Origin of the sequence: Blautia sp. HCP3S3_G3, assembly GCF_052063365.1 — a bacterium.
Classification (GTDB): Bacteria; Bacillota; Clostridia; order Lachnospirales; family Lachnospiraceae; genus Blautia_A.
This window is the reverse complement of sequence record NZ_JBQHXR010000003.1, coordinates 151,757-169,132: the sequence shown is the minus strand read 5'-3', so window position 1 is coordinate 169,132 and position 17,376 is coordinate 151,757. Positions and strand designations below refer to the sequence as shown.

Below are 17,376 nucleotides of genomic sequence, written 5' to 3'. Positions count from 1 at the left end.
ATGGATACTGCTGATAATTATCCATTATACAGCTGATAATACTTCCCTTTTTCCGCCAGCAGTTCTTCGTGGGAGCCGCGCTCGATGATCCGGCCCTGCTCCAGGACCATGATACAGTCGCTGTTGCGGACGGTGGAGAGGCGGTGGGCGATGACGAAGGTAGTCCTGCCCTGCATGAGTTTGTCCATACCGTTCTGCACCAGCTTTTCGGTACGGGTATCGATGGAACTGGTTGCCTCGTCCAGAATCAGCACAGGCGGATCTGCAACGGCTGCCCGAGCAATGGAGAGAAGCTGACGCTGTCCCTGACTTAAGTTGGCTCCGTTGTTTTTCAGCATCGTATTGTAGCCATCCGGAAGACGCCTGATAAATCCGTCTGCGTTGGCAAGTTTTGCTGCGGCGATGACTTCTTCATCTGTGGCATCCAGTTTTCCGTACCGGATGTTTTCCATGACAGTCGCGGTGAACAGGTTGGTATCCTGCAGGACAATACCCATGGAGCGGCGGAGGTCGGCTTTTTTGATTTTGTTGATGTTGATGCCGTCGTAACGGATCTTGCCGTCCTGAATGTCATAAAAACGGTTCAGAAGATTGGTGATGGTAGTTTTACCTGCACCGGTTGATCCGACAAAGGCAATTTTCTGTCCGGGTTTTGCAAACATTTTCACATCATGAAGTACGATTTTGCCCGGATTATAACCGAAATCTACTCCATCCAGAACCATGTCACCTTTCAGTTCAATATAATCGGTGGTATTTGTTGCTTTGTGGAAATGTTTCCATGCCCAGCGGCCGGTCCTCTTTTCCGATTCTGTCAGTTTTCCGCCTTTTTCTGTAACGTTTACCAGTGTAACGTAGCCATTGTCTTCTTCCGGTTTTTCGTCAAGGAGATCAAAAATACGCCTTGCACCTGCCAGGGCCATAACAATACTGTTTAGCTGCTGACTGACTTGGTTGATCGGCTGGTTGAAGCTTTTATTAAAGGTCAGGAAGCTGGCAAGACCGCCAAGGGTGAAGCCGCCGAAACCATTGATTGCCAGGATTCCTCCAAAGATGGCGCAAAGCACATAACTGACATTTCCAAGCTGTGCCACAGTAGGCATCAGTATATTGGCGAATTTGTTGGCATTGTCGGCGCTTTCAAATAATGTATCGTTCAGTTCGTTGAATTTCTCAATGCTTTCTTCTTCATGACAGAAGACCTTGACTACTTTCTGTCCTTCCATCATTTCCTCGATGTATCCGTTGATAGCTCCAAGATTTTTCTGCTGCGCCAGGAAATATTTGCCGCTCAGCGCCACGATTTTCCGGCTGACGGTAAGCATAAATCCTACCATGACCAGAGTCAGAACGGTCAGAGGAATGTTCAGGATAATCATGCTCACCAGAACGCTGATGATGGTAATCACACTGGAGAACAGCTGAGGGATACTCTGGCTGATCATCTGGCGGAGAGTGTCAATGTCGTTGGTGTAAATAGACATAATATCGCCATGTGCATGAGTATCAAAATATTTGATCGGAAGCGTTTCCATGGTTGCGAACATTTCATTTCGAAGATCCCGGAGACTTCCCTGACTGACGTAGATCATGATGCGGTTATAGGTATAAGTTGCAAGGACACCGATGGCATAAAAACAGGCAACTTTGCCGATCGCCAGTGTCAGAGGATGGAAATCCGGCGTACTGCTCTTCAGAAGAGGAAGGATATACTGGTCAATCAGCGTTTTGGTAAACATGGTTCCCTGAACATTGGCGAGTACGCTGATAAAAATGCACACGATGACGATCAGGATATGGAATTTATACTTCCGGGAAACATACTGCAAAAGTCTCTTCAGCAGTTTCCCCGGATTTTCAATTTTGGGTGCGGGACCGCGTCCTCTTCCGGGACCGTGTTTCATTCCTGCATTTGCCGGTCTGCTCATAACTGATCACCTCCTGTAACGTTCTGGTCAAAATCTCCTCCGCCTTTGGTCTGGGAGTTGTATACTTCCTGATAGATCGGTTCGTTTTCCAGAAGCTCTTTGTGCGTTCCGAAAGCTGCTACGCGGCCGTTTTCCATGACAATGATCCGGTCGGCATTTCTGATACTGGAAATACGCTGTGCGATGATCAGCTTGGTGGTATCCGGGATTTCTTCGGCAAAAGCACGGCGGATGCGTGCATCTGTTGCGGTATCCACTGCGCTGGTGGAATCATCAAGAATCAGGATCTTTGGTTTTTTAAGAAGGGCACGGGCGATACAGAGACGCTGCTTCTGACCGCCGGAAACGTTGGTTCCGCCCTGCTCGATAAAGGTATTGTATTTGTCCGGCATACGCTGGATGAACTCGTCTGCACAGGCAAGCTCGCAGGCATGTCGGCATTCTTCTTCTGTTGCATTTTTATTGCCCCAGCGGAGGTTGTCAAGGATCGTACCGGAAAACAGGACATTTTTCTGAAGTACGACAGAAACCTGATTTCGCAGGGATTCCATATGGTATTCGCGGACATCAATACCGCCGACTTTTACCGAACCTGAGGTGACATCATAGAGACGGCTGATCAGGTTTACCAGACTTGATTTGGCACTGCCGGTGCCGCCAATGATTCCAATGGTCTCACCGGAGCGGATGGAAAGATTGATGTCTTTCAGGACAGGCTCTTTGCTGTCTTTTTTATAGCTGAAATCCACATGCTCGAAGGTGATGCTTCCGTCAGGGACTTCTGTAATCGGGGTTTCCGGGTCTGCCAGATCCGGTCTGTCGTTGAGGACTTCTGTGATTCGTTCTGCACTGGCCATACTCATGGTGATCATGACGAAGACCATGGAAAGCATCATCAGGCTCATGAGAATATTCATGCAGTAGGTGAGAAGACTCATAAGTTCACCTGTGGTAAGAGAACTGCCGACAATCATTTTTGCCCCAAGCCAGCTGATGCCGAGGATACATGCATAGACAGTGAACTGCATGACGGGCATGTTGAGGACGACGAGTTTTTCGGCTTTTACAAACATTTCATAGACTTTGTTGCAGGCCGACTGAAATTTGGTTGTCTCGTAATCTTCGCGGACATAAGCCTTTACCACACGGATTCCGGCGATGTTTTCCTGTACACTGGCGTTCAGGTCGTCATATTTGCGGAATACTGCCTGAAAATATTTGGTGGCATGTGTCATGATGTAAATCAGAATCGCACCAAGGAAAAGAACCGCGATCAGATAGATGCTGGCAAGCTTCGCATTGACCAGAAATGCCATGGTCATGGCACAGATGAGGCTGGCCGGAGCACGGGTGCACATGCGCAGGATCATCTGGTAGGCATTCTGCAGATTGGTGACATCCGTGGTCAGACGTGTGATGAGACCTGCAGTGCTGTATTTGTCGATATTGGAAAAAGAAAATGTCTGAATGTTTTCAAACATGGCTTTGCGCAGGTTGCGGGCAAAACCAGTGGATGCGCGGGCGCCGTATTTGCCGCCAAGGACTCCGGTGAGAAGTCCGAGAAGAGCAAGTACTGCCATGACCGCGCCCATGCGGCAGATGTGGCCGATATCACCGGTTTCCACACCATTGTCAATGATGGATGCCATGATCAGAGGAATCATTGTTTCCAATAATACTTCGAGAATCATGAACAGAGGGGTCAGGAGGGAATCTTTTTTGAATTCTTTGACCTGTCCCAGTAGTGTTTTCAGCATAGGGATGCTCCTTTCATGAATTTTTTGCAGAGGATGAACAGTCGTTTTTACAGTGTTTCGTTCTGGAGATTTTGTTTCATCTGATGAATGATCTCAAAAAAGAAATCCAGATCCTTCTGGGAAATCTGACCTTTCAGAAGCTGTTCTATCTGATTCAGATTCCGGATGATGCTGAGCTGAAAGCTGATTCCTTTTTCCGTCAGGACAAGGCGTTTCAGACGGGCATCACTGGGGACAGATTCGCGGGTGAGAAAACCCCGTTTTTCCATAAGCTGTATAATTCCGGTTGCAGTGGAACGTGCAATGTGGAATCGTGCTTCCAGATCTTTTTGAAATATGTTCTTATCAGAATGATCATAAAGGTAGCCGATGACCCAGCTCTGCATCTGGGTAAGTCCGTCTCTTTCGCAAAGTGCGGAGATCCGGCGGCCGATCATGTTATCCAGAATGTGGATTTCATATCCGATGATTTGCCTGTTTTCCATACATACCTCTTTTCTGAAAATGAAAAAGTTCGTGAACGAACTGTTAGTACACGAACAATATTATAGATATGAAATGTCAGATTGTCAATATTGATATGTGGGGTTGATGTTGGACAGTAATGAATGGGCTAAAATGTTTGGAGATGATATTGGAATGCATGGAAGAAAGAAGAAAAGTCCTGAGTTCGGGGAAATGTGTTTCCCTGCAGGTCAGGACTTTTCGGGTTATATGATGTACCAGTACATCGTAAATGAAATAACGGATACATTTGCATTGTCGATTTTTCGATGTGCTGGATACATTTTTTATTTCTCTTTCTGCGGAAGCTGAGCCAGGATGATGGCACCGAACATGATCACACAGCCAAGGATTTCCTTTGTGCTGAGACGCTGCCCCAGAATGATCCATCCGGCAAGGACGGAGATGCAGGATTCCAGACTGAGAATCAGGGAGGCGACCGTCGGATTCATATCCTTCTGTCCAATGATCTGCAGTGTGTAAGCGACGCCGCAGGACATCACACCTGCGTAGAGGATAGGCTGCCATGCTGCGCAGATAGAGGAAATCTGCGGATGCTCCAGAAGAAGCGCCGGAATTCCGGAAAGGATTCCGGCAGTCAGGAACTGAAGGCAGGAAAGTTTTACACCGTCTGTTTTGGGTGAAAAATAATCAATGACCAGAATGTGGAAGGAGAAAAGTACTGCACAGATCATGACGAGGATGTCTCCTTTGCCGATGGAAAATCCGTCGTTGATGCACAGCAGATACAATCCGACCAGTGCCATTACTACAGCAGCCCAGATAAAAGGACTGCATTTCTTTTTCAGAAATAATCCCAGAATAGGAACAATAACAATGTAACATGCAGTGATGAAACCGGCTTTTCCTACGGAAGTATATTTAATTCCAAACTGCTGGAAATTGCTTGCCAGGCAAAGGCAGATTCCGCAGCTGATTCCGCCGATGAGTAAGGTTTTGCGGCCGGCAGTTTTTTCCTCGGGAGTCCGGGATACCGGTTTTTTGCCCTTATCGAGAAACCAGATGACCGGGAGCAGTACAATGGCTCCGATGATGCAGCGCACCATATTAAACGTAAAACCGCCTACATAATCCATTCCCACGCTCTGCGCCACAAATGCCACGCCCCAGATGGCAGCGGTCAGCAGCAGAATCAGGGAATTTTTTAATTTTACTGGTTGTGTTTTCATGTGATTGATCCCCTTGTTTTAGAAATTCTGTGTATCGATAGATGGTACACAGGGTAAATAGTGCCGTATTTTTATTCTGTTAAGGAAAAATACAACGGTATTTATTATACTGTATAACTTCGAATTAATAAAGTGGGAATTTGAGATTTATCAAAGACTACCTGATCATATTTGAGGCGAGGAAAATAAATTGAGGGTTGTTTCTTTGGTGTTATTTTATTTGTATTCAGTATGCAAATGGTCTATAATCAAGAATAGAATGTTCGACCATGCTGACGGGAGGTGCAGAAATGGGCAGTTATCTGAATCCGGGTAAGGAAGTTTTTGATAAGATTGTAAATTCTGAGATTTACGTTGATAAAACCGGTTTGTTGAATTATACAAATAAAGTCATTAATACGATGCAGGGGTATCTTTGTGTCAGCCGGCCGCGTCGTTTTGGAAAATCTGTGGCAGCATATATGCTGACGGCATATTACAGCCGGGGTTGTGATTCCGAGAAATTGTTTTCTGCATTTGCGATTGCCGAGAGCAGTGATTTTAAAAAGTATCTGAATAAATATGATACCATTTTTCTGAACATGCAGGAGTTTCTGAGTCAGAGTGCGTGCATAGAGGATATGATTCAGCTGCTTCAGAAAAGTGTTCTCTGGAATCTCTTAGAGGAATATCCGGATTTTCGCTATTTTGATGATAAGAATCTGGCAAGAACAATGCAGGATGTCTATAGCCATACAAGGTGCCCTTTTATTCTGATCATTGATGAGTGGGACTGCGTTTTCAGAGAATATAAAACAGATAAAAAAGCGCAGGAGAAGTACCTGGATTTTTTGCGTAATCTGATGAAGGATAAGGGATACATTCATCTGGCATATATGACAGGGATTCTTCCCATAAAAAAATACGGAACTCATTCTGCGTTAAATATGTTTGATGAGTTTTCTATGATAGATCCAGGTCCTCTTGCTGCTTATGTGGGATTCACAGAGCAGGAAGTATATACTTTGTGTAAAGAATATGAAATGGATCTGGAAGAAGTAAAGAACTGGTATGATGGCTATTCTTTTGAAAAAGGGATTTCTATATACAGCCCGCGTTCTGTTGTGAGTTCCATGAGGTTTGGAAAAATCGGAAATTACTGGAACCAGACAGAGACATTTGAGGCACTGCAGGTTTATATTGATATGAATTTTGATGGGCTGAGGGATGATGTACTCAGCATGATGGCTGGAGAAAAAGTGCCGGTTAATACAGAAAGTTTTACGAATGATATGGCTATATTTCGAACAGAAGATGATGTCCTTACACTGCTGATTCACCTGGGATATCTGGGATATGACTGTGAAGAACGATGTGTGTTTATTCCGAACGGTGAAATCCGGGCGGAGTATATAAAAAATATGGAACAAAAGCGCCAGAGGTGCGATTGCACAGATAAAAGAAAAGGAGTATTGCGAAAGCCTGGAAGAATATCAGGGGAATCTTTTGCTGGTCGGTGTGAATTATGACTTGAAAACCAGAGAACATACATGTATGATTGAACGGTATGTGAAAGATCAGGAGCGTGGAAATTTGTGAAAATTGGGGCTGAAAAATGATCCCATCGGAGGGAGATAAGGTAATGAAAAAGAAGAAAATATTTCAAAATTTACTGATTGGCGCAGGAGTTTTTCTTACATGCGTGCTGGCAGGATTTTTGCTGATCTGTATGGTTTATATGCTGCCATCAGGACGTGTCAGCCTGCATGTGCAGGAGAGCGGAGCCATTCTGGAGCAGGAGAAGGATTATCCGCAATTGATTCCGTCCAGTCCTTATATGGTACTTGACAATTTTACGGACTGTATTATGCTGCTGACATCTGCTTATGACGGAGAAGAATCTATTGCTGATAAGGCCATTAATAATTATCGGATATATCAGAAAAAGGCCACAAAACAGGTTTCCTGTAAGGTGTGCGGGATTCTTCCGGAAAAAGATGCACAGAAAATAAGCTATGCGAGATACTGGCATGGATATATGGTAGTGCTGAAGCCTCTGCTTCTTTTTCTGAATATTAATGAGATACGGCAGCTGAACCAGTTTGGCATTCTTGGGTGTATCTGCCTGATTGGCATTTTGCTGTATATGAATAGAAAGATGAAATATCTTATACCGTTTTTACTTGCTGTCAGCTTCCTGAATCCGGGAGTCATTATGAATTCTCTTCAGAATTCTACGATCTTTTATGTGTCCAGTCTGGCTGTCATTGTATTGCTGGCCTGTTGGAAACGAACAGGATTCCGTCAGTATGCGTGGCTGTATTTTATGATTACGGGAATGGTGACCAGTTATATGGATTTCCTGACGTATCCGGTGGTGGCGCTGGCATTTCCGCTTATTTTTTATTATATGCTGAATGAAGACAGCCGCTTTATTGTGACTTTGAAACGCTTAGTTGGCTATTCTGTGATGTGGTGTATCGGATATGCGGGAATGTGGAGTTCCAAGTGGGTTTTGTCCAGTATTTTAACCGGAAAGAACTATTTTACCAATGCGATGGAGAGCATTACGATTAGATCCGGAAATGTTGTAGGAGAGCAGACGATTACCCTTTCGGATGTGTACGGGATGCTGATCACTTATCTGAAAGACAGCAAGCTGTGGACCTGTACGCTGTTGTTTGTTGTATTATGCCTGGTAACGCTTGTGCTTTCTTCCAGGAGATGGAAATGCTGGTCTGTCAGTCTTGCATTTCTGATAATTTCCCTGTATCCGTTTGTCTGGGGAATTGGAACGAAAAATCACACCTATATTCATCATATGTTTACGCATCGTGGCTGGAGTGTATTGATTTTCGGCCTGTCCTGTGCAGTTTTGCCGATGATTGAACGGCCTTTTGAGGTAATAAGAAAAAAAGTTTTCCATTTAGACAAAAGAAAATGAGGTACATGCAATGGATCAGATAGCGGTTTTGATTCCGTGTTTTAACGAGTGCAAAACCATTCATAAAGTGGTGACGGATTTTAAAAGGGTCCTTCCGGAAGCGGTCATTTATGTTTATGACAATAATTCGACAGACGGGACAGATGAAATTGCGAGGGATGCAGGTGCCATTGTCCGGTATGAATATCTTCAGGGAAAAGGAAATGTGATTCGAAGAATGTTCCGTGAAGTTGATGCAGAGTGCTATATTATGGTGGATGGGGATGATACCTATCCGGCAGAACCGTCCAGGGAAATGGCAGATAAAGTGTTGAAATATCATGCGGATATGGTTGTAGGTGATCGTCTGTCTTCTACTTATTTTACGGAAAATAAACGATTGTTTCATAACTTTGGAAATGCACTGGTGCGGAAAGCAATCAATGTTCTGTTTCAGAATAACATAAAAGATATTATGACAGGATATCGTGCATTCAGTTATGAATTTGTGAAAACGTTTCCTGTTCTGTCGAAGGGATTTGAAGTGGAAACAGAGATGAGCATTCATGCAGTGGATAAGAATATGTACGTGGAGAATGTTGTGATTAACTATAAAGACAGGCCGGCGGGAAGCAGTTCCAAATTAAATACCTGTTCGGATGGATTGAAGGTCCTTCGTACTATCGAAAGATTTTATCGCACTTACAAACCGCTGAGATTTTTCAGCGCTATTGGGATTCTGCTGGCATTGATATCACTGATATTTTTTCTGCCGATCGTGGATACTTATATCAAGACAGGGCTGGTTCCGAATTATCCTACACTCATTGTCTGCGGGTTTACCATGCTTGCTGCAATCCAGTCCTTTTTTGCAGGACTGACGCTGCAGACTATTACGCAGAAAAACAGGCAGGACTTTGAGATCAATCTTCAGAGGGCAGCCAGAGAACATAAAAAGCTGATGAGGGAGGATTAATATATGGATTTACAGGCATTTGTTGAAAAAGTGAACACAATTGGGGTGCTTGGAGTCAAGGTATCCCAGCATAATGAACTGATCGGAGAATGGCACAGCGAAGGCGAATGCCGCAGAAATGTCTATTCGGTAACGAAGAGTTTTACCTCCTGTGCAGTAGGATTTGCTGTGCAGGAAGGGCTGCTTTCACTGGATGAAAAACTGACAGATGTTTTTGCGGAAGACCTTCCGGAGAATCCGTGTGAGAATCTGAAAAAAGCAACTGTCAGAGATCTTTTAACCATGCATCTTGGACAGAAATCAGCCAGTCTTATGGGTGCGCAGAGACCCCTTTATGAAGAGGATAACTGGGTAAAACTGTCCCTGTCCATTCCGTTTGAATATGAGCCTGGAACGCATTTTGTGTACAATAATGTGGGCCCATATCTGGCAGGAATGCTTGTTCAGAGAAGGGCTGGATGTGATCTGATTTCTTATCTGACACCGAGACTATTTTCTCATCTGGGAATCAAACGTCCTACCTGGGAAATGGATCCTCTTGGCAATTCTTTCGGGGCAGGCGGACTGTTTCTGACATTGTCAGAAATGCATAAACTGGGGCTTTTTTACCTGAATAAAGGGGCATGGAATGGAAAACAGCTGCTTTTGGCAGAATGGATCGAAGAGAGTACGAGACAGTATGCTCCGGATGCGCCTTACGCATATCTTTTCTGGCGCGGGAAATATAATTCTTTCCGGGCAGACGGGAAATACGGACAGTTTTCGATTGTTCTGCCGGATTATGATGCAGTGATTTCAGTAGTATCAGAGTGCAGAAAAACAGAAGAATTGATGGCTGCTATTTATGAGGAAATCTGTACACAGCTGTAGAAAAGCAGTAAAAAACATGAAAAATAAAACAAAGGGCCTGTGAAAAACGTTCGTTTTTCACAGGCCCTTTTATAAATGGATGATTTCTGCGTGAAAAGAAATTTTCGTTTAGCCTGTTATTATCATGTTTTTGTCTTTTGAAAGAAAAGCAGCAAAAGCAGAAATACGTCGAATCAAATTTATTTCATACTTTACAGGAAAATATATTTCAATACAAAAATAACCGCCAGAACATACATCAGTGCACTGATTTTCTTTTCTTTTGCCTTACCGGTAACCAGGTTGATCACTACATAGGAGATGACTCCCATGGCAATGCCTTCAGAAATGCTGTACATGAACGGCATTGCGATAATGGCGATAAAGCATGGAATCGCTTCGGTGTAATCGTTGAAGTCGATTTTTGTGATGGAGGTCAGCATCAAAAATCCTACGATGATCAGGGCTGGTGCAGTCGCGAAGGACGGAATTGCCAGGAAAATCGGGGACAGGAACAGGGAAAGTCCGAACAGAATCGCAGCAACAATGGCAGTAAGTCCGGTCCGTCCGCCTTCGGCAACGCCGGATGCACTTTCTACAAAAGTAGTGACCGTGGAGGTACCAAACATGGCTCCTGCAGTAGTTCCGACAGCGTCAGAGAGGAGTGCTCCGCGGATTTTCGGAAGCCGACCGTCTTTGTCAAGCATGTCCGCTTTTGAGGCAACACCGATCAGAGTGCCCAGCGTATCAAACATGTCCACGAACAGGAATGCAAACATGATTACAAAGAAATCCAGTGAAAATACAATGGAAAAATCCATTTTCATAAAGGTCGGTGCCATGCTCGGGACAGACAGTCCGTTGGAGAAATCCGGAAGCAGACTGTAAAAACCAAGCTCTGCATCAGGCACATAAAGTCCGGTGAACTGACAGAGAATTCCCAGTCCCCATGTGATCAGAATGCCCCATAAAATACCGCCTTTGATGTTTTTTACGAGCATAATTGCGGTGATCAGAAGACCGATCAGAGCAAGCAGAACGGTGATTCCCAGTGTATGGAAAGTGCCGTCTTCCACAGAGCCTTTGAAGGAAAAAACGCTCACCAGTGTAGAGTCATTATTTACCACAATATGTGCATTCTGCAGTCCGATAAATGCAATAAACAGTCCGATTCCTACGGATACGGCATGCTTCAGGTTGATCGGAATAGAGTTGAAGATCGCTTCGCGCACGTTTGTGAGAGAGAGCAGAATAAAGATCAGACCCTCTGCAAACACAGCTGCCAGTGCCTGCTGCCAGGAATATCCCATTCCAAGAACTACGGTGTAGGCAAAATAAGCGTTCAGCCCCATGCCGGGAGCAAGGACAAACGGGTAATTGGAGAGCAGTGCCATGAGGCAGGTGGCAACAAAGGAAGACAGAGCAGTAGCCGTAAATATGGCACCTCTGTCCATGCCGGATGCCTGAAGGATGTTGGGATTCACAGCCAGAATATACGCCATCGTCATAAATGTGGTGATACCTGCAATGACCTCTGTTTTGACATCCGTGTGATGTTCTTTTAAGTGAAACAGTTTCTCAAGATTCATAAATCTTCCCCCTTTTTGATTGGTTTATTTTGTTTTATAAGTGTCAGAACAATTTTTGCCCTGCCACATATTTTCCGGTGATATTTCGGTCATCTGCCAGATAGATGAGCCTTTCCAGACGGTCTCTGGAGGAAAGCTTCTGAGGATGAGGAAGATTCTGATCATCCAGAATAACCGCATCAAATTCATAGCCTTCTTCAAAGCTTCCCACTTTTCCGAAGAAAGAACCGCCGCCGAGAGTCGCCATGTAAAAGCCTTCTTCCAGTGACAGAGGGCGGAGTGTGCTGTCTGTCAGTCTCCAGCGCAGTTTGGAAACCTGAACCGCATCGGACATGGCTCTGAGAATAGAAAGGGAAGAGCCGCCGGCAATGTCGCTTCCAAGTCCTATATGGAGTCCTTCGTTCAGATAACGCCGGACAGGCGCAATCCCTGAGGCAATGTTTGTGTTGGACTGCGGGCAGTGGGCAATGTAGACACCGCGTTTTTTGATCAGCGCGATTTCTTCATCCGAACTGTAAACACAATGTGCCATAATCGTCGGACAGCCATCTCCTCCGAAAAGTCCGAACTGGTCGTAGGCTTCTCCGTAAAAATGTGTATTCGGACAAAGCTCCTGAACCCAGGCGATTTCCCCTGGATTTTCTGACAGGTGGGACTGAACGGGCAGATGATATTCCTGCTGGATACAGGAGAGTTCCTGCATCAGTTCGTCCGTACAGGAGGGAGTAAAACGCGGGGTAAGAATGGGCTTCGTATTTTTGTATTTCCCCTGAATATTCCGAAGCCATCGGCGCGTATCTGAGGCGGAGGCTTTTGCATCTGCTTCCTGAAGCTGCGGAGAGCCGTTTCTGTCCATGTTGACTTTGCCCACACAGGTTTTCAGTCCTGTCGCTTCCAGAAGATCCATCAGGAGTTCCGTAGCCTCTGCATGAATGGTGGCAAAAATGGAAGCGCGGGTAGTAGCGCTTTTTTTCAGGTCATTCACAAAGATGGAATAGGCCGGTTGTGCATAAGTGAGATCCCGATATTTGGATTCTTCCGGAAATGTATAGGTATTCAGCCATTCCAGCAGTTCCAGATCCATTCCTGTGCCGCGGTAAGTATACTGGGGCGCATGAAGATGGAGGTCTGTGAGTCCGGGAATGATCATGCAGTGATTGGTGTCCCGGCAGGGAATCCGGCTGTATTTCTCCGGAAGTTCTGAAAAAATTCCGGCGCATCTGCCGTTTTCACAGACCAGCCAGGAGTCCTCGCGGAATTGAATCGTGTCCGGAGCGGTACTGAAACAAATTGTGCCTTTTAGCGCAAAAGTATTATGAGTCATACAGGTCACCTTCCTTTCAGCAGTCAGGGAAGAACAAAAAACAGGAAAAGAAAAACTACCTGATTTATTGTCTGCCGTCCCTGAAAAAACTTATAGACAACTATTCCGGTAGTTGGTAGAAACGTCCAACCGATTATGGACTTATATAAGTTACAAACTAATATGTTTTATTGATTTTATTACAAAATAATTATAAAATAGGATATGTTATCTGTCAATTGTTTATGCATGAAAAATTGCCTGGCGTATTTATGCATAAAAATTGCCCGGCGGAGTTTGCGGCAGGAACGGATGTCTGTTATAATAAACAGAGAATTGACAGTAGAAAACATTATGTGGTTTGTGAAATGGAGGATTGTTTTGGAGCTGAATCGTGAAAATATGAAAAGAATCGCGGCACTGATCGCGTTCGCTGTGCTGCTGTGTCTGGGACTGCAGCATCTGAGTACAGTACTTGCCTTTCTGGGGGAGATTGTCGGGATGCTTTACCCGTTTCTTCTGGGAGGAGCAATCGCGTTTATACTGAATGTGCCCATGAGTTTTATAGAACGCAGATTATTTGGAAAAGCGAAAGAAAAGCAGAATAAAATGGCCGTCAGGCTGGCAAGACCGGTTAGTCTCATCATTTCTATCTGTTTTCTGGCAGTTGTGATTCTGGTGGTTGTTCTGGTGGTAGCACCGGAACTGGGTAATACGTTTGCCAGTGTAGGCAGGAGAATTGAGGCCAATATTCCGGTTTTTCAGAAGTGGCTGGGAGAAATTCTCCGGGAAGATTCCCCTGTCATCAGCTGGGTAAATTCCATAGATTTTCAGCCTCAGAAAATGCTGAATACAGTGATGGATATGCTCAAAAACGGAGCGGATGGTTTTTTATCTTCGACAATTTCCGTGACAATGGGAATCGTAAATACTGCTATGAATTTTGGAATCGGGTTTATTTTTGCGTGTTATGTTTTGCTTCAGAAAGAAAAACTTTCTGTTCAGATAAAAAAAGCAATGTATGCGATTCTTCCGGAAAAAACAGTTGCCTATTGCCTGCATGCCTGCTCTCTGGCGCATCATATTTTTGCAAGCTTTATTGCCGGCCAGTGTATTGAAGCTGTGATTCTGGGAAGCATGTTCTTTGTGGCCATGACGATTTTCCGGTTTCCGTATGCGCTGCTGGTGGGTGTGCTGATTTCCTTTACAGCACTGATTCCGGTGTTTGGCGGATTTATCGGCTGTGGAGTGGGGTTTTTCCTGATCCTGATGGTAAATCCGGTACAGGCATTTGCGTTTTTGATTTTATTCCTGGTACTGCAGCAGATTGAAGGAAATTTTATCTATCCTCATGTAGTGGGAAATTCCGTAGGACTGCCATCTATCTGGGTGCTGGCTGCGGTAACCGTTGGCGGAAGTCTTATGGGAATTGCCGGTATGCTGGTATTTATTCCGCTTGTGTCTGTTGTATATACGCTGTTCCGTGAGTGGGTTTATGGACGGCTGAAAAAGAAAAAAATACGTAATATTTCCTGACAGAGAGACACAGGAGCATCTGCATGAATCGCAGATGCTCCTGTGTCAGTTTTAAGAAAAAGATCATTTAAAAGATTATTTGTAACTGTTCAGAAGACATTATCTGTGAAGGGAATGAACAGATACGATTATTTTTCGGTTTTCTTTGCTTCCTGCATCATCATCGCACGAACCTTCAGCGGCAGACCGAACAGGGTGATAAATCCGTCTGCGTCATGATGGTCATACAGATCACCTGTGGTGAAGGATGCAAGAGATTCATTGTACAGGCTGTATGGAGAAGTGGTTCCTGCTTTGATGATATTGCCTTTGTACAGTTTGAATTTTACTTCACCGGTGACATATTTCTGAGTAGATTCTACAAATGCCTGAATTGCCTCGCGAAGAGGGGTGTACCATTTGCCTTCGTATACGATCTGTGCAAACTGGCTTCCCAGTTTCTTTTTGGTTTCCAGTGTTTCGCGGTCAAGGATCAGTTCTTCCAGTTGGTCGTGAGCTTCCATGAGAATCGTTCCGCCAGGTGTTTCATAAACGCCGCGGGATTTCATTCCGACTACACGGTTTTCTACGATGTCCACGATACCGATACCATTTTCACCGCCAAGTCTGTTTAATTCCGTGATGATTTCGGAAACTTTCATTTCTTTGCCGTTCAGAGTTTTCGGAATACCAGATTCAAAAGTCATGGTAACTTCTGTTTCTTTGTCAGGAGCTTTCTGCGGAGTTACACTGAGCACAAGCATGTCGTCATAATTCGGAGCCTGTGACGGATCTTCCAGTTCCAGACCTTCATGGCTGATATGCCATAAGTTACGGTCACGGCTGTAGCTGTGGCTTGCGTCAAATGGAAGATGGATGCCGTGTGCCTCACAGAAAGCAATCTCATCTTCACGGGACTGCATAGTCCATACATCTGTCATGCGCCATGGAGCGATGATTTTCAGATCAGGAGCAAGAGCTTTGATTCCCAGTTCGAAACGGATCTGGTCATTGCCTTTGCCGGTTGCACCGTGGCAGATGGCAGAAGCGCCTTCTTTGCGTGCGATTTCTACTAATTTCTTAACAATAGCCGGACGTGCCATGGAAGTACCGAGAAGGTATTTGTGTTCATAAACAGCACCTGCTTCTACACATGGCATGATATAATTGTCACAGAAATCATCTACAATATCTTCAATGTATAATTTGGCTGCACCGGAAAGTCTTGCACGTTCATCGAGTCCTTCCAGTTCGTTGCCCTGTCCGCAGTTGACGCAGCAGCAGATTACTTCATAATCAAAATTTTCTTTTAACCACGGAATCAGTGCTGTGGTATCCAGTCCGCCTGAGTACGCTAATACAACTTTTTCTTTCATAATAAATTTCCTCCTGAATTTCTGAATTTTTATCATTCCTGCTATTGGCAGAAACGGTGATATTTGGTATTATATATTTTCGTATAAAAATAGATTTTCGGCATTGGATTCTTGATACTGGTCCTGCCGACATGGGTTAATATACAACATTTTTTATAAATATGCAATAGGCAATTAGAAAAAATATCAAAAAGTTTTTGCATAAAAATGCAACATTAAATAGGAAAAGATAAATGAAAATACACGAGAACAGATGAATCCCGGAAAAATGCGGAAAAAATAAGTGTTGCATATTATGCAGGATGGATGTATAATCTTAACTGCTTGACAGAAGTGAAATGATGATATAGTAAGTAAGAGGCTAGTCTGAAATATAAGGAGGAGAAAATGATTAAAGCAGGTATTATCGGTGCAACAGGTTATGCGGGAAATGAGATTGTAAGACTGCTGCTTGGCCATAAAGATGTGGAGGTTGTATGGTACGGATCCAGAAGTTATATTGATAAAAAATATGCAGAAATCTATCAGAATTTTTTCAAACTGGTAGATGCGAAATGTATGGACGATAACATGGCACAGCTGGCAGATGAAGTGGATGTGATTTTTACTGCAACACCACAGGGACTGTGCGCTTCTCTTGTAAATGAAGAGATTTTATCCAAAGTAAAAATCATCGATCTGAGTGCAGATTTCCGCATCAAGGATGTTGCAAAATATGAAAAGTGGTACGGTATCGAACATAAATCCCCGCAGTATGTGAAAGAGGCAGTTTACGGACTGTGTGAGATCAATCGGGAAGATATTAAAAAGGCAAGGCTGATTGCTAATCCTGGATGTTATCCTACCTGTTCCACATTGTCCATTTATCCTTTATTAAAGGAAGGAATGATCGACCCGTCCACCATTATTATTGATGCAAAATCCGGTACTTCCGGTGCCGGAAGAGGCGCAAAAGTGGACAATCTTTACTGCGAAGTAAACGAAAATATCAAGGCTTACGGTGTGGCCACACACAGACATACACCGGAGATTGAAGACCAGCTTGGATACGCATGCGGACAGGAAGTGCTGATCAATTTTACACCGCATCTGGTGCCTATGAACCGTGGAATTCTGGTCACAGCATATGCTTCTCTGACAAAAGATGTGACATATGAAGAAGTGCGGGCAGCTTATGATAAATACTATGCAGAGGAGACTTTTATCAGGGTTCTGGATAAGGATGTATGTCCTCAGACAAGATTTGTGGAAGGCAGCAATTATGTGGATGTAAACTTTAAAATTGATCCGAGAACCAGACGTATCATTATGATGGGCGCCATCGATAATCTGGTAAAAGGAGCTGCAGGACAGGCAGTTCAGAATATGAACCTGATGTTTGGATTTGATGAAGCGGAAGGTCTTCGTCAGGTACCGATGATGCCTTGATCGGGCAGGAAAACCAGCAAAAAATACAGGAAGAATCCTGCAGGGAAAAGAGGAGATTA

The 17,376-nt window shown here is 44.3% G+C and carries 12 protein-coding genes, 1 pseudogene and 1 riboswitch; of the genes and pseudogenes, 6 read left to right on the top strand and 7 right to left on the bottom strand.

The window, feature by feature from the left end:
• Nucleotides 1-17: 17 nt before the first annotated feature.
• From ACTNEW_RS05985 to ACTNEW_RS05970, 4 genes are all read right to left on the bottom strand, one after another.
• On the bottom strand, nucleotides 18-1,928 hold the full coding sequence (locus ACTNEW_RS05985) for an ABC transporter ATP-binding protein (protein WP_441058983.1): 1,911 nt from the start codon (nucleotides 1,926-1,928) through the stop codon (nucleotides 18-20).
• Nucleotides 1,925-3,685 carry an ABC transporter ATP-binding protein gene (locus ACTNEW_RS05980; protein ID WP_441058980.1) on the bottom strand — a complete coding sequence of 587 codons (1,761 nt, stop codon included), beginning with the start codon at nucleotides 3,683-3,685 and terminating at the stop codon, nucleotides 1,925-1,927. Before ACTNEW_RS05980 ends, ACTNEW_RS05985 begins: the two co-directional genes overlap by 4 nt.
• A gap of 47 nt (nucleotides 3,686-3,732) precedes the next feature.
• Complete coding sequence (locus tag ACTNEW_RS05975; RefSeq protein WP_441058978.1) at nucleotides 3,733-4,170, bottom strand: MarR family winged helix-turn-helix transcriptional regulator; 438 nt, start codon at nucleotides 4,168-4,170, stop codon at nucleotides 3,733-3,735.
• Nucleotides 4,171-4,476: 306 nt separating this feature from the next.
• On the bottom strand, nucleotides 4,477-5,379 hold the full coding sequence (locus tag ACTNEW_RS05970; RefSeq protein ID WP_441058976.1) for a DMT family transporter: 903 nt from the start codon (nucleotides 5,377-5,379) through the stop codon (nucleotides 4,477-4,479).
• Between the two features lie 290 nt (nucleotides 5,380-5,669).
• On the opposite strand from ACTNEW_RS05970, the pseudogene ACTNEW_RS05965 reads away from it, so the two are divergent.
• The 4 genes and pseudogenes from ACTNEW_RS05965 to ACTNEW_RS05950 all read left to right on the top strand — a co-directional run bounded on the left by ACTNEW_RS05965 (nucleotide 5,670) and on the right by ACTNEW_RS05950 (nucleotide 10,127).
• Nucleotides 5,670-6,957 (top strand): annotated as a pseudogene (locus tag ACTNEW_RS05965) (AAA family ATPase).
• Nucleotides 6,958-7,000: 43 nt separating this feature from the next.
• A complete protein-coding gene (locus ACTNEW_RS05960; protein ID WP_441058973.1) occupies nucleotides 7,001-8,302 on the top strand; it encodes a hypothetical protein in 1,302 nt (433 codons plus the stop codon).
• 10 nt (nucleotides 8,303-8,312) lie between these two features.
• Nucleotides 8,313-9,257 carry a glycosyltransferase family 2 protein gene (locus ACTNEW_RS05955; protein ID WP_441058970.1) on the top strand — a complete coding sequence of 315 codons (945 nt, stop codon included), beginning with the start codon at nucleotides 8,313-8,315 and terminating at the stop codon, nucleotides 9,255-9,257.
• A 3-nt stretch (nucleotides 9,258-9,260) separates the two neighbouring features.
• Nucleotides 9,261-10,127 carry a serine hydrolase domain-containing protein gene (locus tag ACTNEW_RS05950; RefSeq protein WP_441058968.1) on the top strand — a complete coding sequence of 289 codons (867 nt, stop codon included), beginning with the start codon at nucleotides 9,261-9,263 and terminating at the stop codon, nucleotides 10,125-10,127.
• A gap of 191 nt (nucleotides 10,128-10,318) precedes the next feature.
• Here the strand turns inward: ACTNEW_RS05950 and ACTNEW_RS05945 are convergent, their stop codons facing one another.
• Together ACTNEW_RS05945 and ACTNEW_RS05940 are read right to left on the bottom strand one after the other, a co-directional pair.
• Complete coding sequence (locus ACTNEW_RS05945) at nucleotides 10,319-11,695, bottom strand: NCS2 family permease (protein ID WP_441058965.1); 1,377 nt, start codon at nucleotides 11,693-11,695, stop codon at nucleotides 10,319-10,321.
• Nucleotides 11,696-11,738: 43 nt separating this feature from the next.
• Nucleotides 11,739-13,019 (bottom strand): amidohydrolase family protein, encoded by a 1,281-nt coding sequence (locus ACTNEW_RS05940; protein WP_441058963.1) that lies wholly within the window; start codon nucleotides 13,017-13,019, stop codon nucleotides 11,739-11,741.
• A 73-nt stretch (nucleotides 13,020-13,092) separates the two neighbouring features.
• A riboswitch (purine riboswitch) is annotated at nucleotides 13,093-13,188 on the bottom strand.
• Nucleotides 13,189-13,310: 122 nt separating this feature from the next.
• Between ACTNEW_RS05940 and ACTNEW_RS05935 the strand changes: the two genes are divergently transcribed.
• Nucleotides 13,311-14,534: an AI-2E family transporter gene (locus ACTNEW_RS05935; RefSeq protein ID WP_441058961.1), complete on the top strand. Its 1,224-nt coding sequence runs from the start codon at nucleotides 13,311-13,313 to the stop codon at nucleotides 14,532-14,534.
• Nucleotides 14,535-14,662: 128 nt separating this feature from the next.
• Here the strand turns inward: ACTNEW_RS05935 and ACTNEW_RS05930 are convergent, their stop codons facing one another.
• Nucleotides 14,663-15,889 carry an argininosuccinate synthase gene (locus tag ACTNEW_RS05930; RefSeq protein WP_441058959.1) on the bottom strand — a complete coding sequence of 409 codons (1,227 nt, stop codon included), beginning with the start codon at nucleotides 15,887-15,889 and terminating at the stop codon, nucleotides 14,663-14,665.
• 387 nt (nucleotides 15,890-16,276) lie between these two features.
• On the opposite strand from ACTNEW_RS05930, the gene argC reads away from it, so the two are divergent.
• Complete coding sequence (gene argC / locus ACTNEW_RS05925) at nucleotides 16,277-17,317, top strand: N-acetyl-gamma-glutamyl-phosphate reductase (RefSeq protein WP_441058957.1); 1,041 nt, start codon at nucleotides 16,277-16,279, stop codon at nucleotides 17,315-17,317.
• Nucleotides 17,318-17,376 lie beyond the last annotated feature (59 nt).